Here is a 17,088-nt window from a genome sequence, read left to right on the forward strand (position 1 = left end):
GGGAGTCTATTAAAGATGACATCTCCATTTAACCCTATTAATCTAATGAAATTTATTGAGGAAAACAAGGACCAGCTTAAACCTCCAGTTAATAACAAGCTTATTTGGAAAGATGCCGAATTAATGGTCATGCTTTTAGGAGGTCCAAATAAAAGACGAGACTTCCATGTAGACCCATCAGAGGAAATTTTTTATCAAATTAAAGGTAGCTGCTATGTAGAAGTAATAAATAGTCAAGGGAATCGTGAGGTAGTAGAGGTAAAAGAGGGCGAGATGTTCTTACTGCCGGCTAATGTACCTCATTCTCCGCATAGAGTTGCGGACACAATTGGGTTAGTCATTGAGCGTAATCGTGCCGAGGGGGAGCTTGAGGATTTCGTATGGTTTTGTGACCAATGTGACCAGGAAATGCACCGAGTGACTATTCAGCTTACTAATATTGAAGTTCAAGTGAAAGAAGCCATTGGGGGTTTTAATGGTAGCATAGAGCTTAGAACGTGCAAGAGTTGTGGAAATATCATGCCTCCGGAAGCGAGTGAATGGAAATGCGAGTAGATTTTCATACTCACATTATTCCGGAGAATTTCTCCGAGTTAACCCAAGGGTTGACCGGTGAAAGATGGCCTACACTAGAGAGAACGTGTGCTTGTGGGGCGAATATTATGGTCGCTGGGAAAGTTTTCCGAGAAGTAACCGATCAGGTTTGGAGTACAGAAAAGCGTATCTATGATATGGAGAGGGAAATGGTCGATATTCAAGTTTTATCACCAATCCCGGTCACTTTCTCCTACTGGGCTCCTCCTAAGCAAGCAGAATTACTTGCGAGAATTCAAAATGATTTTATAGCCGAAACAGTAAACCAATATCCAACCAAATTCATTGGTTTAGGAACGGTCCCATTGCAGGATATTCAAGTAGCAATTCGAGAAATGGATCGTTGCCTGCATGAGTTAGGGCTAAAGGGGATTGAAATTGGAACGAATATTAATGGAACCAATTTAGATGATCCTAGATTCATTGAATTTTTTGAAATGGCAGAGAAGTGGAATGTACCTTTATTTATTCATCCATGGGAAACGTTAGGGAAGGAACGCATGCCACGACATAACTTAATGTACACTGTGGGAATGCCAAGTGAAACTGCTTTAGCGGGTGCGAGCTTAATATTAGGTGGGGTAATGGATAAATTCCCGAACTTGAAAATCTGCTTTGCCCATGGTGGAGGATCTCTTCCTTATTTGCTTCCACGGCTAGATCAAGGCTGGAAGGTATGGCCACATTTACGATTGCTAGAGAATCCACCAAGCTTTTATGCAAAGAAGTTTTATTATGATTCACTAGTAAATGATCCGATCAATTTGAATTACTTACTTCAAAATATTGGATATGAAAAAATAATTATGGGCTCAGATTATCCTTTTTTACTTAGAGAAGTTCCACCTGGCAAGGTCATCGATGATACACTTGGGCTTTCACAAGTACAAACGGATGCTATGCTAGGAATGAATGCACTTCGTTTCTTAAATATCACTATAAAAGATGGTGTGAAAATATGAGAAGTGAACTACTTACTCCTGAGGAAAGGTTAAGCGAGCTTGGGTTAACCCTACCTCCTCCCCGTGCAGCAGCAGGAAATTATGTTAGCTGTGTTCGAACAGGCAATCTTATTTTCACGGCAGGTCAGGGCACAGATGAATATCGTGGCCGTTTGGGAGAGGACGTAACAATTGAAGAAGGGTATGCAGCAGCAAAACAATGTATGCTGAATCTTTTAACGGTTGTTAAACAAGAACTCGGAGAATTACGCAAAGTCAAGCGGATTGTGAAAATACTTGGATTTGTTAATAGTACTTCAGATTTTACTGATCAGCCAAAAGTCATGAATGGTGCATCTGATTTACTCGTACAAGTGTTTGGTGAAAAGGGTAAACACGGTCGATCTTCTATAGGAATGGCTCAGCTTCCACACAATAATGCGGTGGAAGTTGAGATGATATTAGAAATTGAAGAGTAGGTGGACGGAATTTGAGACAGATCCAACACAAAGTCATAAAGGATGCAAAGCTTTTTATAAATGGTGAATATATTGATTCCAATTCGGGAGAGTCATTCGATACGATTGATCCTGCAACGAATCAAAAGCTTGCGAGTGTAGCAAAAGCAAATGAACAAGACACTAAGCATGCAATTAATGTGGCAAAAGAAACATTTGATAGCGGTGTTTGGAGTGACATGCCTGTTGCAGATAGGTCAATGATTCTTTGTCGTATGTCCGATCTTGTGATGGAGCGAGTCAATGACCTTGCACTAATTGAAACATTAGATGTTGGAAAACCAATTAAAGAAAGTCGGGGGTTTGATATCCCGAGGGCAGCTTCTAACCTACGATTCTTTGCAGAAATGGCAAACTATATTAATCATGAACATTATGATCACCATAAATTTATGTCTTATTCTAAATATGCTCCAGTAGGAGTTACCAGCTTAATAATTCCATGGAACCTACCATTTATGCAAATGACGTGGAAGGCATCAGCAGCGATGGCAGCTGGAAATACAGTTGTAGTAAAACCAGCCTCCTATACCCCACTTAGTGCGCTAATGCTAGGTGAGATTGCTAACGAAGCGGGACTTCCTCCTGGTGTCTTAAATATTATTACTGGTCCTGGTGGGACAGTTGGTACAACGATGTCCACTCATCCACATGTAAGACGAATCTCATTTGTAGGAGAAAGTGCAACAGGTAAGACTGTTATGCAGAACGCTGCTTCGCAATTAATCCCTGTGTCACTTGAGTTAGGTGGTAAGTCCGCAAACATTGTCTTTGAGGATGCTGATTTAGACGAGGCTGTATCAGGATCCATTGAAGCGATTTACCGAAATCAAGGGGAAATTTGTCTTGCGGGTTCAAGATTACTAGTCCAAGAGAACATCTATGATCTCTTTCTCGATAAATTTGTCTCAGCAGTAAAAAAGATAAAAGTCGGAGATCCATTAAATGAAGATACGGATATGGGGGCATTGGTTTCAAAAAGTCATCTAGACTCAGTGGACCAATATGTGCAAATTGGTCTTTCTGAAGGGGCTAGGCTTGCTGTTGGTGGAAAAAAAGTAGCGGGTCTAGGTGAAGGAAACTTCTATGAACCTACCGTTTTATACGATGTTGATAACAAGATGAGGGTAGCTCAAGAAGAAATATTTGGTCCTGTTTTAGTGGTGATTCCTTTTAAAACAGAAGAAGATGCCATCCGAATTGCCAATGATTCCGTTTACGGACTTGCAGGCGTCGTATGGACAAATGACCTTCGTCGCGCACACCGAGTGGCTTCAAAAGTAAATGCTGGTTTATTATGGATAAACTGCTGGTATTACAGAGATTTACGGACACCGTTTGGAGGTTCAAAAGCAAGTGGAATTGGTCGTGAGGGCGGCCGTCACAGCTTTGAATTCTTTTCGGAAGCCAAAACGATTACATTGAAACTATAAAACTAGATTCTTTTCTATCTATTAATATTTTTGAAAAACAACATTTAAAGGAAAGCCGCCTAAAGGAATAAAGAGTACTTAGTCACTCTTTATGGCTAATTATTAAAATTATAGAAAGGAGTATGTGCATGAGTTTACTAGTAAGGGACATCGCTAATGAACTATTAGTTGCAGAGCGAAACAAACACGCTATTGCACAACTTACACAGCAATATACTGAACTAAATGTCACAGATGCTTACCTCATTCAACTTGAAGTTGTAAAGAAAAAACTAAGTGAAGGACGTACCATTATCGGGAAAAAAGTGGGCTTAACTAGTCTAGCGATGCAACACATGCTTGGGGTTGATGAACCTGATTACGGCCATTTGCTTGATGATATGCAAGTTCCAGATGGTGGGACAGTTAAGGTTAGCGAGATGCTTAGCCCAAAAATCGAAGCAGAAATTGGCTTTATCCTTGGGGAAGATTTGAAGGGTCCAAATGTTACCTTTTTAGATGTTTTAATGGCAACAGAGTACATCGTTCCAACTCTAGAAATAATTGATAGCAGAATCGAAGATTGGAAAATTAGTTTAATCGATACCGTAGCAGACAATGGGTCATCGGCGAAAGTGGTCGTTGGAACTAATAAGAGTAAAATTGATGGATTAGATTTGCGTAGTGTAGGAATGGTTTTATATAACAATAGCGAAATGGTCTCTACTGGATCTGGAGCGGCAGCCTTAGGTCATCCTGCACAAGCAATTGCGTGGTTAGCAAATAAATTGCATGAATTTGACATCACGTTGAAAGCGGGAGAGCTCATCCTTCCTGGTGCTCTTTCCGCTGCCGTTTCGTTGAAAGAGGGAGATCATTTTTCCGCTCATTTCGGTTCACTAGGATCTGTTTCGGTGACATTTGTGTAAGGGAGTGGATAAATTGAGTAAAATTAAGGCTGCCATATTAGGCTCAGGAAATATTGGAACGGATCTTATGTATAAGTTAGAAAGAAGCGATTGTTTAGAGTTAACAGCTATGATTGGCATTGATCCAGATTCAGATGGATTAAAACGTGCAAAAGAGAAAGGGTATCTCGTTTTTTCAAACGGTATAAAAGATTTAATTGCTCATCCTGATTTAGCAGAGATTGTATTTGATGCGACCTCAGCTAAAACGCATGTTAAACATGCTGAGATTCTCGAAGGGTTAGGAAAGCTTGTCATTGATTTAACACCGGCTGCAATTGGTCCATTTGTATGTCCTGCCATTCAATTAGATTCCAATATGGATATACGAAATGTGAACTTAATTACATGTGGAGGACAGGCAACGATCCCTATTGTACATGCGGTTAACAGAGTGGCTGATGTAACCTATGCAGAGATTGTCGCAACCATTTCTAGTAAAAGTGCCGGTCCAGGAACGAGAGCGAATATTGATGAATTTACGATCACGACTAAACGTGGAATTGAAGAAGTAGGCGGTGCGGAACAAGGAAAGGCCATTATTATCCTCAACCCAGCTGAACCAGCCATTCTAATGCGCGATACCATTTATTGTGAAGTGAAAAATTTAGATAAAGAAGTGATCCTCAAGTCTATTTATGACATGGTTGAAACGGTAAAACAATATGTACCAGGTTATCGATTAAAACGAGACCCTATATTTGAAGATAATCAAGTAACCGTCTTCTTAGAAGTAGAGGGTGCCGGAGATTATTTTCCTGTTTATGCGGGTAATTTAGACATCATGACCGCTGCAGCTGTACGGGTAGCTGAAAATTTTGCTCATCATTTGAACAGAAGGAAAAACGTCAACCAGTTTAGATAGAAAGGCTAGGTGAATCAGTTGTACCGAAACAGTAGTTTGCCTATTAAACTAACAGAAGTTTGTTTGCGTGATGGAAGTCATGTCCTTGCCCATCAATATACGGAAGCTCAAGTGCGTCAGGTTGTTAGAGCTTTAGACAACGCTGGAATGCATTACATAGAAGTCAGCCATGGTGATGGTTTAGGTGGTTCTACTCTTCAATATGGTAAGTCATTAGTCAATGAAATGAAGCTCATAGAAGTGGCAGTTGATGAATGTAAGCAGTCGAAAATCGCTGTTCTCCTTATACCTGGAATCGGTACTGTTCATGAATTAAAACAGGCCTTTCAAATAGGAGCTGAATTGGTCAGAGTGGCTACACATGTGACGGAAGCGGATGTTTCTGCTCAACATATTAGCTTAGCTCGTGAGCTAGGAATGGAAACATTAGGCTTCCTTATGATGGCCCATATGGTGCCAACTGAAAAACTAGTTGAACAGGCAAAGCTGATGGAAAGCTATGGGGCCCAAGCTGTCTATGTAACTGATTCAGCTGGAGCCTTATTACCTAATGAGGTGCGTGAGAAAATTTCAGCATTAAGGAACTCCTTAAATATTGAAGTTGGTTTTCATGCTCATAATAATTTATCACTTGCCGTGGCAAATACACTTGTGGCGATTGAAGAAGGAGCTACAAGAATTGACGGTAGTGTTCGCTGCTTAGGAGCTGGAGCAGGAAACGCTCAAACAGAGGTATTACTAACTGTATTAGACAAAATGGGAGTCAATCTAGGAATTGATATATACAAAATGATGGATCTTGCCGAGAACATTGTCGGACCATTACTACCACGCTCACAAGAAATCAATAAAGGTAGTCTTGTATTAGGTTATTCAGGTGTCTATTCTAGTTTCCTCCTCCATGCTGAACGAGCAGGAAGACGTTTTGGATTAGATCCTAGAGATATATTAATAGATCTTGGAAAAAGAAGGGTGGTAGGAGGTCAAGAAGATATGATTCTAGATGTAGCATCAGAATTGGCCAAAGCCCGTAATATGGGGGTGTAAGAATGACTTTACCTAAAGAAAGAGATATGGATATTGTTGAATATTTATATTCTGCAGAAAAGGAGCGACGTGAAGTTGTAAAGGTGACGGATCAATTCCCGGATTTAACCTTTGATGAAGCCTACTCCATTCAAGAAAAACTAATTCAAAGAAGAGAAAAAGATGGTGCACGTCGTATTGGGTTAAAGCTCGGCTTGACGAGTAAGGCTAAACAGCAGATGATGGGGGTTCATGAATCAATCTATGGATACCTAACGGATGACATGCTTGCCTTCGAGTGGGAGCCATTGGAATATAATCAGTTCATTCATCCTAAAGCTGAGCCTGAAATTGCTTTTTTTATTAAAGAGGATTTACAAGGAACGAACATTACAGCAGAAGAAGTATTACGCGTAACCAAATATGTTGCACCTGCAATTGAAATAATTGATAGTCGTTATTTAAACTTCAAATTTACATTGGCCGATGTGATTGCAGATAATTGTTCCTCTTCAAAGTTGGTTATTGGTAGTAAGTGGATATCACCAAGTACATTAGATTTGGCACACCTCGGTTTGGTAATGACAAAAAACGGGCATGTGGCACAGGTAGGAGCGAGTGCTGCGGTGTTAGGACATCCCGCAACTTCTGTTGCTTGGGCAGTAAACAAGTTGGGAGAAATCGGAAAGGGAATTAAAAAAGGTGATATTATTCTAAGTGGAGGCATTTCTGAAGCGATTAACTTCGAACCAAGTGATTCGATTCTTGTTCAATTCGATCAATTGGGAAGTGTGTCTTTTTCTTGCAAATAGAACTTGTTTTAAACAAAGATACCTTTACTCTTTACGGTTGAAAGCTTACCCAGGCATCAAACATCTTTGAGAAACGCTTTTTGAGGAAGAGGTCTAGCTATACCACATTCATAAATCAGACCTCTAATGGTGTTAGGAACAAGCTATGAAGTCTGCCAATTAAACACCCCCCAAAAAATGACAAATCGTAAAACAGTCGATATCAATACCGAATTAGATTCAAGCAGCAAGAAATTTGACCTTTTCTTAAAGATATGGCGGGATAAGATAGTACAGTATTAAGTTAGCTAATTCTTATATACAAAAACCCTTAGCCAAACATTTCCTTGACTAAGGGTTTTTCCTTTAAAAATGGCCAAAGGTAAAGGTTCATCAAATCAACTGGCATTAGTAAAAGGGGTGTTATACACCCCTAATACAATCGTTTCGTATAAGTTTCCTCTAACGAGCATGCTACTTCATCTTTAGTCATGTTCAATGTTTTGGCGTGATCGGCCAAAATGACATGTGCCTTAGGCAAGTTCTCCTTTTCCAGCCAAGTATCAGGTTCCCATAATTGAGATCGAATTAAGGCCTTGCCACAATGCATGTAACATTCTTCGACTTTTACAAGGATTCCTAGTTTTGGTTCTTTTCCAACATGTTCACATTCTTTTAATAGTTTTGGATCATTGGTTATCATGGCTGAACCATTGATTCGTAATGTCTCTTTTAATCCAGGGATGATGAAGAGGATACCAATCCGATCATTTTCTATTAGGTTTTTCAACGAGTCCATTCTTCGATTCCCTGGCCGCTCCGGTATTAAGAAATGCTGTTCATCAATCACATGAATAAAACCGGGTTCATCGCCGCGGGGGGAAGAGTCACAAGCCCCTGATGCATTGGAGGTTGATAGGACGATAAAAGGTGTTTTTGAAATAAAATCTAAACAATGATGATCCAAAGAAGAAATCACTTTGTTTTCAACAAGCTTACTTGGAGTTCCAGCTATTTGTTCTAGTGCCTCTATATTTGTTACATAGGATAGGTTCTGTAGAATATGGTTCACATCCTTAATAATCGGTAAATATTCCCTTTAAGTCTACAAGGGTAGTTTGAATTTGACAATGATTTTTGCATTAATACTTAATTCTCCTGGCTGGATTGGGGTAGTTATATCATACTTGGCAGATGCAACCATGTATGGTCTAGGACCTTGTTCAAATACTTCACTGATGTCAACGATGATAGGCTCCTTATTATACCCAGATGCCCGGGCAAGGGTAACGGCTTTTTGTCTTGCGTCTTGTACGGCCAAAGTAAGTGCGGATTGATAATAGGCGGATGGAGATGAGACTGTAAATGTGATTGAGCCGATAAAGTTGGCGCCATTTTTGACAGCAGAATCGATGATTATTCCTGTTTTACCAATCTCATTAATCGTTACGTTTACAGCATTCGTTACTTTGTAACCGATAAAGGCAGGTGGAGTTTTAGAATAGTCATATTGTGCATCAATTTGGTATTGTGTGGTTTGGATAGCAGAATCGGGTATCCCTAATTGTTTTATGGATGTAAGAACTTGATTCATTGTAGCTGCGTTTTTGGCTTGAATTTCCGTTACATTGGTACCATCCGTCACAACTCCTATTGTGATGTTTACACGATCTGGTTGTACCTTAACGGTGCCTGTGCCTTCAACTGTTATCTTTGCAGAACTAGTGGGAGCGGGGGGAGGAACAGTTTGTCGATACATAATATCACTCCTAACAATAACTTTCATGACAATATATGTTCGTTCAAAATTTAATAGAAGGTATCATTTATTGAACAAAAAAAGCAAAGAAGGGATAATCCTTCTTTGCTTTTATTCATTATTCATCTTCAGGCAAGTGCTCTTTGCAATAAGCTTCAAGGACTGCAAGCTCTTCATCTTCTAATTCAAAATCCAAATAGGAACCAGTCTCTTTTTCGAATAAATCATATTTAATAATTTTTTGATCATTCTCTTCAACTAGGTAAATGATTTTGACTTGAACTCCTTTTTCAGAATAAAGTTCATCGTCATCAGGAACCTCCAAATCAAGGTAAAACTCAAAACGGTCACCAGATAAAATACCAAAATCATCATTAATTAATTCAACTGTATGTGAGGTTACGGTAAGCATATTTACATCCCTTCTGAAATTACTATGTAAGTAAAATAGTACAGAAAAACAATGATTACTTCAATATATTATTGACAAATAATATCAAGACTATTATTCTTGTATAGTATATTTTTTCAATATAATAATCCTCATCAGCTTTAGATGAGGTAGAGGTCGCGGACCATAAAAGTAAATTAAGGAAGAGACAGAAAATCTCAATGAACTTAATTGAAAGGATGTTCCGCCGAAGCGCTGTGGGTTTCTGACTACAGTAAGCTGGGACTGTATCCGAATAGGTGCAGGACTGTCATGGGTGATCCCATGATGAGCTATCCGTTAAGTCTGGTGTAATTCATGTATAAACACACCATACTAAGGGTGTGTTTTTTGTTTTGTTTAAGAAAGTCTTTTTCGAGAAGTTTTCATCCGTCCATTTCACAAGTACGGAGTTATAGTAGGTAGTATTGGCAATCGGGGAGTAAAGATTCAAAGTTTTCTTTTAGCTTCTGCCTCTTAATATTTAGCAGCATGAACAGGAAGGGGTTAACAACATGAGTCATTCAAACAAAATCGGTTTTTGGGTATTGACGTCACTAGTTGTCGGAAATATGGTGGGGTCAGGCATTTTTATGCTACCGCGTACATTATCGGAGGTAGCAAGTCCAGCAGGATCAATTCTAGCATGGTGTTTCACAGGACTGGGAGTCCTTTTAACAGCATTAGTATTCGGAAATCTAGGACAACGTAAACCAGAATTAACAGGTGGTCCTCAAATATATGCAAAGGAATTATTCAGACCAGATTCTTTTGCCTCAAGACTATCCGGCTTCATGACTACTTGGGGATATTGGATAGGAAATCTGGCTGGAAACATTGCAATTATCACTACTTTTGCAGGTTATCTTTCAACATTTTTCCCTGTCATGACAAGTGGGGTAGAGTTGTTTACTTTAATGGGCTTCACTTTAAAGCTAGGTAATGCATTAACTTTTGCCGTATGTACAATTCTTTTATGGGGAACTCATTTCATTATATTACGTGGACTTGAGAATGCAGGTAAGATTAATTTTATGGCCACAGCTGCTAAAGTAATAGGCTTCATGTTATTTATTATTATTGGTTTAATGGCTTTTGAAGCTTCGAATCTTATGCCTTTTGTCGATGAAAGAATGGACGAAGCTGGTAACACTGTAGGTTTATTAGGACAAATTAATGCTTCAGCAGTAGCTACTCTTTGGGCATTTGTTGGGGTAGAATCAGCAGTTGTATTCGCATCAAGAGCAAAAAAACAGAGTGATGTTAAAAGAGCTACGGTTCTCGGATTATTAGTAGCATTAACTTTATATATCGGAATCAGTACGTTAGTAATGGGAATGATGGATCAATCAACATTGCAACAATCAGAAAAACCATTGATTGATGCAATAGAAATGGTTTTAGGACCGGTTGGTGGTAAATTACTTGCTGCAGTTGGTCTAATCAGTTTATTTGGATCAACACTTGGTTGGGTTATGTTAAGTGCAGAAATTCCTGTGGCTGCAGCAAGACAAGGGATGTTCATTCCTGCATTCGCTAGAGAAAATAAAAAAGGTATTCCAGTTTTATCATTAGTTATTACAAATGCTTTAGGTCAATTATTCATTTTCTCAACAATTTCTAATTCAATCTCTGCAGCATTTGATTTCGTAATCTACATTGCAACTTTATCCTACTTATTCCCGTATTTGATCTCAACACTTTTCCAATTAAAACTTGTGGTATCAGGCGATACTTATGGAAATTGGGATAGATCAAGAATAACAGATGGAATTATCGGATTCTTAGCGACAATATATTCAGTTTGGGTAATAATCGCTGGTACAGCAGATATTAAGACATTTACATTCGGGATGGCGTTAATATTCAGTGGAATTATATTTATTAAATATTTACCTAAGAATGGTAATAGATTAGAATCTGTAAATAAATAAATAAATAAATAAATAAATAAATAAATAAATAAATAAATGAAAAAAATAATCAAAAAACCTGCATAATTTCAGCTGCAGGTTTTTTGATGTTTAGAAATGATTATGAAGGCTGAGATATTTAAGGTATTAGTGTAAATGAAATAAAATGTATGAGTATGGATTTCAATTTGGACTTAAACCAGGTGTACCAAGTGCATATAAAGGAATAAGTCATTATATTTTCTCCAATGGTTTAGAGTTTGAAACCAATTCAGAAGTGGAATTAGTCAGAAGCAATGCTGTGGAATTTATAAAAGGGCTTAAACAAAAAATGTCTTTAAATCATTGGCTGTAGGGTGAAAGGAAACTAACGAGTTCTTTAATCAAACATAAGCTTATAGATCAATGGGGGGGCTGAAAATCAATCTAGTTTTGATGGTAACAATATCATGGGAAAGTGTATAAACAGAAGTTTTATGATGAACTGGTTTGAGCTAAATATAATAATAAAAAATGCTCTTTCAATGATACAATGGAATTTATTAATTTTCAGAAGATATTGAATTTATTACGTTATAAAGAATACAATGAATTTGAATTTGAGAATTCGGGGTGGGAAAATGATAAAAACTGATGTTCTTCCAATTAATTTGGCTGTACGTGAAGACGTGATAAAGGAATTGGTGTTTCGCTTACAAAATGAGTACATCTTTCCTGATAAAGCATTAGAAATGTCATCAAAGTTAGAAACGAAATGGAAAAATGGTGAATATGATTCCTTTATCGATGCTGAAAGTTTCTCCAAAGAACTCACACATGACTTACAAACTATTTCAAATGATCGCCACTTAAGAGTTACATTTCATCTTGAGGAAAAATCTATTAAAAAAGAGATAAGTGAAAAGGAGCTAATGGATGAGTACTATCGTAAAGGGAAAGCAAACAACTATGGATTCTTTAAGATTGAAAGGTTAGCAGGAAATATAGGGTATATTGACCTTCGAAATTTTGAAGACCCTGCGGTGGGTGGAGAAACAGCTATTAGTACGATGAATTTCATCTCAAATACCGAAGCTCTTATATTTGATTTACGTAAAAATGGTGGCGGAAGTCCGGGGATGGTTGCCCTCCTCACTAGTTATTTATTTAATGAACCTACTCACTTAAACAATTTCTATTCCCGACCAGATGATCGTAATACTCAATCATGGACATTACCTTATGTTCCTGGTAAGCGCTATATCAATAAACCTGTCTATGTACTAACTAGCAACTATACATTTTCCGCTGCAGAAGAGTTTACTTATAACCTACTAAACTTAAAACGTGCAACTGTGGTTGGTGAGGTAACAGGTGGAGGAGCAAACCCAGGCCACATTCAACAAATAACTAAGAACTTTAGAGTTTTCATTCCAACTGGAAGAGCGATTAACCCTTTAACCAATACTAATTGGGAGGGAACAGGTGTAAAACCACATGTAATGATAGATAAAGAAGAAGCTTTTAATTATGTGTATAAAGAAGCATTAGAGTATGTGAAAAATAAATATAACCATCAAAATGAATTCAGATTTTTATTAAAAGAAATAGATGAAAAATTAATAGAGTTAAAAAACTAAAAATTAAAAAATCGTCTAGTTATTTAGAATTCATTAGTAATGTGTTTAGGAACAATTATGCATTTGTATCAAACATGATTCGTTTAGGATATGCCCTATAACATGAAGGTATGGCACGATCTTGGTTGGATTATGTTAACGAAAAACAATCTATGCACATGCACAATAGAGCAGTTCTAGTTAAGGGGGACTTTTATTATGTCAAGATTAACTTATAACGTAGCCATTACTTTAGATAACTTCATTGCAGATAAAGATGGAAAAGCGGATGCTTCTATCTTTTTATATGAAGGTGATCATGTTAAAGACTTCTTGTCTGAAATAAGTCAATATGATGCAGTATTGATGGGTGGAAAAACGTATGAGTATGGTTTTCAATTTGGACTTAAACCCGGAGAAACTAGTGTGTATAAAGGGTTAAAGCATTATATTTTCTCAAATAGTCTTGATTTTGAATCCAATGAGGATGTGGAACTAGTAAAGGGCAATGCAGTGGATTTCATTAAGAAACTCAAACAAAGGGAATCTTCAAATCTATGGCTATCAGGTGGTGGGAAATTAGCCGGTACTTTAATCGAACATAAACTCATTGATCAATTGGTGTTAAAAATCAATCCAATAATGGTGGGAATAGGTTTACCCCTGTTTAGTAATCTTTCAATTCCAATTAAATTGGAACTGGTAGACTTGAAACAATTCGATAGTGGAGTGATAAAACCTACATACAATATTATTTATTAGATGGGCTTGGAAACGACTATGAAGATCAAATAATCGTTATTTAGAAGGAAAAATAACAGTATCGATATCAATCAGAAAACGGTAGAACACTAGGGGATTTATCCAGATTAATGCCATATTAAATGGAAGTTAACATCAATAAGGGGGATTTACTTGAATTTTAGTACTAAACGTTTAAATATCATCGCTTGTACCCAAGAGAATACAGCAAACGTCAACAATCAATATAAACTCGGACCACATATAGATATGCACCTAAAAGAATTAACATTGAATCCTACAACTTTAGGTTGGGGTGTGTGGTTAGTCTTACTTAAAGATACGAATCAAGTAATTGGAGACATTGGGTTTAAAGGAAAGCCTGATCATCAAGGGAAAGTTGAAATCGGATATGGGATTGCACCTACTTCACAGCGAAATGGTTATGCAACGGAAGCTGTTAATGGATTGATTCATCATGCTTTTTCAACAGGGAAAGTGGTTAAAGTGGTAGCAGAGTGCTTAAAAGATAATATTGCCTCCATTAAAGTATTAGAAAAAGTAGGTATGACAAGAACTGGTGCTGACGATGAATTGCTTTATTGGGAGACTATGAACCATTGAACCGCATGGAAATTAACTATCGCCCATAAAGCGGACAATAATAAAACCAGAAAGAATTAGACAGTTAACAAATGACTCCGGAATTGTATAATTTCTTCTTTTAAACAAATAATGCCATCTGAGAATCGCTTTCTTATTCTAGTGAAGGGGCAGGATTCTGGAAAAAGAGCTTCCTATATTTAATACACAAAAGGGCAAGATTGTAGCATAACATCTTCATTGACTGGGATTGTCAGGGGAGTTGTTTTATTATTAAACAAATCAAAAAAATAAATTAAAGGAGTGAGGGATTGGTTATCTGTTTTGAGAAACCGACCGGCCACTTTGATATTGGTTTAGCTATTCCTAATATTTGGATATTAATAACTTGAGGTGAGGGGTGAAAGCAAATGAACCTAGAACTGATGGATATTTTCCGCATGGAATATGACTTTATTTGGGATACTGAGACCTGGTTTTTACCTTTAGAATCTGCTCTTGAGGGTTTAAATTCCACGGATGCAAGCTGGCAACCCCCTGGAGGAGGGAATACAATTTGGCAAACTGTGAACCATCTAAATTATTACAACGCCCTACTTGTTAGACAAATCACTGATACTACTCCAAGAAAAAAGGCATCTAATAACAAGGCTACATTTGGAGATATCGGGGAACCAACAAATTCTAAATGGAAGACAGTCTTGGCAGAGAATACATTTGGAGATATCGGTGACCCAGCAGATTCTGAAAAATGGAAGGCAGTCTTGGCAGAAACACGCCAAATTTGTGAAAAATTGCGTAAATCACTGGCACAAGTTAATGACAGTCAGCTTGAAGAGGAACTTGTTGGAAGTTTGGCTCGTCAAATTTTGCACAATGTATACCATATAGGGCAAATTGTATTAATTCGCAAACAACAAGGCTCTTGGCCAAAGGAGCGAGAATAATTTGTATATTCTGTTATAGGGCGCAATTCTAAAGTATTGGATTGCGCTCGTTATTCCATTATAGGGGGCAAGAACTGAAGATCAGACCTGTCATTAAGGCAGCTTTTCTTAATGTGCGAAGGGACAGTATTAATAAATAGTCTTTAGGAATAAATTTACTATAAATTGTTTATTTGCCTCCAAGTACGAACTAGTCCTTTTACTATTGTTTCAATTACCTTTTCATCTGTTAAATAAGCAGAGTGAGCCAATGGATTCCAATTTGTTAATATACCGCCTACATTAACTTCTATATCTTTATTCACTGCGTTTTTATAGTTTTTATCAACTTCCCTAAGCGGATACCCCAAAATATCGTCCTTATCAAAAAAATTAATCCATTCACCATTTAGACCTGGATAGTATTCACTTAAGTTTTGAGAAGGAATATCTATAGGTCGATCAAAATTATGATAACGTAAACTCCACAGCGGGAGTGTTGTGCCTAAAGTGTAGAATAGAGTTAAGGTTTTTCCAAGTTCTATAGGTGAATGATCCCTTGATAAAGAACCTCCAACTTGACCTTTATATTGTAAATCATAAAAATAATTACTTGCAACCACAGAACCTAAACTATGAGAAATAACACAAAGCGGGGCATGCTCGCCTGCTTTCATGGATAGAGATTGTAGTCCATCAGCAATCTTTTTATGTACTCGTCCATAATTATGCTGATCAGTTTCTACTGGCTGGTATGCGACTGCGTCTCCTAGATAATGAATAACAAATTTTCTTAGATTATGGAAGTTTAAATTATTATTTGAATGTAATTTACGAAATAGTTGTTCTTCCTTTTCAGCAAAAATTTCTGCCCAGAATATAGGTTGGATAATTAAGTAAGAAGAGGGATTTGCAATTATCCCTTCTAATTTCCGATCAAACTCCCTTTTAATTAACTTTATTCCATCTTTAGCAAATTCCTCTGTTTGATTGCCCATTCCATGGACAATAGCTACGGCTATTTTTTTTTCCATTTTTCCTCCTAGTTAATACCATCTTAACAAATGGTTTGTGCTTTTATGTTTTATCATCTTTTATATCATTAAGAAATCCATTTCCCAGGTAAGCGCAGATTCTTACAAATATTCTATTTTTTGTGTCACAATAAAAGGCAAACACCAATAATCTGGAGGAAATTGCCTGTATATGTCGAACTATTTTCATTATAGACCTTAAATTATTCCATTAAAATAAGTTTAAAAGAAGAGGCCATTATGACACCGATACAAGCATGGAATATTATTATCAGTAGATTAGAGGGTAAGATAGTTGAATTACCTACGGTTCCAAAAACCAAAAAATCTCCTGTATGGTTTTCATCTACTACAGATGGAAAAACTATATTTATTAACAAAGCCATTGATCATTCTCCCTCTAGCAAGATTTCTGTACAAAGAAAATTAGAATATAATACATTCCAAAAAGTGTATCCTCTTTTTCTAAGACGTGAAAGCGGTGAGGCTGTTAGTACAGAAGTAACAGCAGTAACTGTAAATCAAGTTTATTATTTTTCTCTAATAAAACATTTCTGTTAAAAGATGATATTCTATTATATTGTTCTTAAAGGATCAAAATAATAATAGTTCTAATAACATCGTGAAGAAGATGATTGCATGGCAGTTCGGTTTAAAACGTACCGTTTCCATGTATCATATGGTCCAGAATCACTCTTTGAACGAGTGAAGTATAAAGTACCAAGGTCGTCACTCAAGAGTTGATGATTAAATCGAATTGGATTAGTTGGGGCACCGTATGCGATGAAAGTCGCATGTACGGTGCTAACAGGCGGAAAAGGGAGCGATAACGTCAAACCCTTACCTATCTGAATAGTAACGAAAAAGCCCAATTTTGGACTTAACCCCGTCAAGTAGACAGCTCTAAAAAAGACTATGCAGCCATCGTGATTCGATACTCAATCGGAGCACGATGGTTTAGTCGTTTTT

At 37.3% G+C, this 17,088-nt stretch carries 18 protein-coding genes and 1 riboswitch; of the genes, 14 read left to right on the forward strand and 4 right to left on the reverse strand.

Translation table 11 applies throughout. From position 1 onward, the window contains the following. The first annotated feature begins 15 nt into the window (after positions 1-15). The 8 genes from G3O09_RS19850 to G3O09_RS19885 all read left to right on the forward strand — a co-directional run bounded on the left by G3O09_RS19850 (position 16) and on the right by G3O09_RS19885 (position 7,136). Positions 16-555 carry a 3-hydroxyanthranilate 3,4-dioxygenase gene (locus G3O09_RS19850; RefSeq protein ID WP_163103182.1) on the forward strand — a complete coding sequence of 180 codons (540 nt, stop codon included), beginning with the start codon at positions 16-18 and terminating at the stop codon, positions 553-555. Beyond that, on the forward strand, positions 540-1,556 hold the full coding sequence (locus tag G3O09_RS19855; protein WP_163103183.1) for an amidohydrolase family protein: 1,017 nt from the start codon (positions 540-542) through the stop codon (positions 1,554-1,556). Before G3O09_RS19850 ends, G3O09_RS19855 begins: the two co-directional genes overlap by 16 nt. Next, positions 1,553-2,014, forward strand: a complete 462-nt coding sequence (locus G3O09_RS19860) for a RidA family protein (RefSeq protein WP_163103184.1) — start codon at positions 1,553-1,555, stop codon at positions 2,012-2,014. Before G3O09_RS19855 ends, G3O09_RS19860 begins: the two co-directional genes overlap by 4 nt. Positions 2,015-2,025: 11 nt before the next feature. After that, positions 2,026-3,486: an aldehyde dehydrogenase gene (locus G3O09_RS19865; RefSeq protein ID WP_163103185.1), complete on the forward strand. Its 1,461-nt coding sequence runs from the start codon at positions 2,026-2,028 to the stop codon at positions 3,484-3,486. A 128-nt stretch (positions 3,487-3,614) separates the two neighbouring features. Next, the gene (locus G3O09_RS19870) at positions 3,615-4,394 is read left to right on the forward strand and encodes a 2-keto-4-pentenoate hydratase (protein ID WP_163103186.1); all 780 of its coding nucleotides are present in this window, start codon (positions 3,615-3,617) and stop codon (positions 4,392-4,394) included. 13 nt (positions 4,395-4,407) lie between these two features. Then, positions 4,408-5,298, forward strand: a complete 891-nt coding sequence (locus G3O09_RS19875) for an acetaldehyde dehydrogenase (acetylating) (protein WP_163103187.1) — start codon at positions 4,408-4,410, stop codon at positions 5,296-5,298. Between the two features lie 18 nt (positions 5,299-5,316). After that, positions 5,317-6,345: a 4-hydroxy-2-oxovalerate aldolase gene (dmpG, locus tag G3O09_RS19880; RefSeq protein ID WP_163103188.1), complete on the forward strand. Its 1,029-nt coding sequence runs from the start codon at positions 5,317-5,319 to the stop codon at positions 6,343-6,345. Between the two features lie 2 nt (positions 6,346-6,347). Then, positions 6,348-7,136 carry a 2-keto-4-pentenoate hydratase gene (locus G3O09_RS19885; RefSeq protein ID WP_163103189.1) on the forward strand — a complete coding sequence of 263 codons (789 nt, stop codon included), beginning with the start codon at positions 6,348-6,350 and terminating at the stop codon, positions 7,134-7,136. A gap of 412 nt (positions 7,137-7,548) precedes the next feature. Here the strand turns inward: G3O09_RS19885 and G3O09_RS19890 are convergent, their stop codons facing one another. The 3 genes from G3O09_RS19890 to G3O09_RS19900 all read right to left on the reverse strand — a co-directional run bounded on the left by G3O09_RS19890 (position 7,549) and on the right by G3O09_RS19900 (position 9,286). Beyond that, on the reverse strand, positions 7,549-8,187 hold the full coding sequence (locus G3O09_RS19890; protein ID WP_163103190.1) for a pyridoxamine 5'-phosphate oxidase family protein: 639 nt from the start codon (positions 8,185-8,187) through the stop codon (positions 7,549-7,551). 33 nt (positions 8,188-8,220) lie between these two features. After that, positions 8,221-8,874 (reverse strand): SIMPL domain-containing protein, encoded by a 654-nt coding sequence (locus G3O09_RS19895; RefSeq protein ID WP_163103191.1) that lies wholly within the window; start codon positions 8,872-8,874, stop codon positions 8,221-8,223. A gap of 118 nt (positions 8,875-8,992) precedes the next feature. After that, complete coding sequence (locus G3O09_RS19900) at positions 8,993-9,286, reverse strand: DUF6509 family protein (RefSeq protein WP_163103192.1); 294 nt, start codon at positions 9,284-9,286, stop codon at positions 8,993-8,995. A 142-nt stretch (positions 9,287-9,428) separates the two neighbouring features. Then, a riboswitch (Lysine riboswitch) is annotated at positions 9,429-9,608 on the forward strand. Between the two features lie 211 nt (positions 9,609-9,819). Here G3O09_RS19900 and G3O09_RS19905 point away from each other — a divergent pair. From G3O09_RS19905 to G3O09_RS19925, 5 genes are all read left to right on the forward strand, one after another. After that, positions 9,820-11,238, forward strand: coding sequence for an amino acid permease (locus G3O09_RS19905; RefSeq protein ID WP_163103193.1), 1,419 nt, complete (start codon positions 9,820-9,822; stop codon positions 11,236-11,238). Between the two features lie 599 nt (positions 11,239-11,837). After that, complete coding sequence (locus G3O09_RS19910) at positions 11,838-12,836, forward strand: S41 family peptidase (RefSeq protein WP_163103194.1); 999 nt, start codon at positions 11,838-11,840, stop codon at positions 12,834-12,836. A gap of 198 nt (positions 12,837-13,034) precedes the next feature. Next, positions 13,035-13,577 (forward strand): dihydrofolate reductase family protein, encoded by a 543-nt coding sequence (locus tag G3O09_RS19915; protein ID WP_163103195.1) that lies wholly within the window; start codon positions 13,035-13,037, stop codon positions 13,575-13,577. 153 nt (positions 13,578-13,730) lie between these two features. Beyond that, a complete protein-coding gene (locus tag G3O09_RS19920; RefSeq protein ID WP_163103196.1) occupies positions 13,731-14,180 on the forward strand; it encodes a GNAT family N-acetyltransferase in 450 nt (149 codons plus the stop codon). 389 nt (positions 14,181-14,569) lie between these two features. Beyond that, positions 14,570-15,106: a DinB family protein gene (locus G3O09_RS19925; RefSeq protein ID WP_205439691.1), complete on the forward strand. Its 537-nt coding sequence runs from the start codon at positions 14,570-14,572 to the stop codon at positions 15,104-15,106. 158 nt (positions 15,107-15,264) lie between these two features. Here G3O09_RS19925 and G3O09_RS19930 read toward each other — a convergent pair whose 3' ends face one another. Next, entirely contained in the window at positions 15,265-16,119 is an 855-nt protein-coding gene (locus G3O09_RS19930; protein ID WP_163103197.1) for a chemotaxis protein, read from the reverse strand. Between the two features lie 240 nt (positions 16,120-16,359). Here G3O09_RS19930 and G3O09_RS19935 point away from each other — a divergent pair, with 240 nt between their 5' ends. Further along, positions 16,360-16,680: a hypothetical protein gene (locus G3O09_RS19935; RefSeq protein WP_163103198.1), complete on the forward strand. Its 321-nt coding sequence runs from the start codon at positions 16,360-16,362 to the stop codon at positions 16,678-16,680. Positions 16,681-17,088 lie beyond the last annotated feature (408 nt).

Origin of the sequence: Peribacillus alkalitolerans, from assembly GCF_010882125.1 — a bacterium.
GTDB classification, from domain to species: Bacteria; Bacillota; Bacilli; order Bacillales; family DSM-1321; genus Bacillus_BN; species Bacillus_BN alkalitolerans.